Source organism: Synechococcus sp. R3-13, assembly GCF_047462195.1.
Taxonomy (GTDB): domain Bacteria; phylum Cyanobacteriota; class Cyanobacteriia; order Thermostichales; family Thermostichaceae; genus Thermostichus.
Map to the genome: position 1 here is coordinate 3,832 of NZ_JANSIO010000357.1, position 924 is coordinate 4,755.

Consider the following 924-nt stretch of genomic DNA (forward strand, 5'->3'; position numbering starts at 1 on the left):
CCGCCCGCAGATACCACTCTAGCAGCTATCGACTAGAGCAGGATCTCTATATTACCACGTCAGCGATTGAGCCAGAGGATTCGGATCGGCATGGGAGATGGCTAGAGATAGCCGGGATCCGGCCTGAGGGCTACAGTAAGGGTCAGGGAGCTGTGGGGTGCTATGGCCTACTCACCGACCGAAGAGGCAATTGCTCTGCTCATTGATTTGGCAGAACGAGGCGAGATCGATCCCTGGGATGTGCAGGTCATCGAGGTTATCGATCGCTTTCTGGCCCGTATGGCTCCCACCGGCAGCAGCCATGACCTGTCTGAGTCGGGACAAGCCCTGCTCCACGCTGCCATGTTGGTCTATCTTAAGGCGATGGCTTTGGCAGAACCAGAAGCAGAAGAAAGTGAGCCCAGCCCGGTGGAGGTAGAAGTGGATCCCTGGCCAAGCTGGTCTTTGGCGCACTTGGATCGCGTGTTGCAACCCAGGGCAGCACCCCGTCTTCAACGTACCCGGCCCATCACCCTCAAAGAACTCATCGCCCACCTGCAAGAGCTGGAAACCCTGCTGGAACACCAGCCCGAAGCTGCCCCAAAGCCGCTGGCCCAACGGATTTCTCGCCAGCAAGCGCTGTCGGCCATCACTCAGCTAGCCCACCCGGAAAACCTTTTGGAAACCACCGCCGAGCTAGAATCTCTGCTGGCTCAGCTTTGGCAGCAGGGTCTGACCCAGATCAGCTTTGTCGATCTCCAGCAACACTTTTGCCAAAAAAGCTATCAAAACGGCAGCAGCGGGACCATTCACCCCATTCAAGTCTTCTGGTCATTGCTGCTAATGGCTGCCCGCTCTCAGGTGGAGCTGTGCCAAGAGGAGTTCTACGGCCCACTGACCATCCGACCCTGCACAAGTAAACTACCCGGCTCCGACCGCTAAGCG

Annotated in this window: 1 protein-coding gene; it reads left to right on the plus strand. The window is 57.7% G+C overall.

Features of this window, described 5'->3' with window-relative positions; genetic code table 11:
* The first annotated feature begins 162 nt into the window (after positions 1 to 162).
* Positions 163 to 921 (plus strand): segregation/condensation protein A, encoded by a 759-nt coding sequence (locus NW856_RS10835; protein WP_414400235.1) that lies wholly within the window; start codon positions 163 to 165, stop codon positions 919 to 921.
* The last annotated feature ends 3 nt before the right edge of the window (positions 922 to 924 follow it).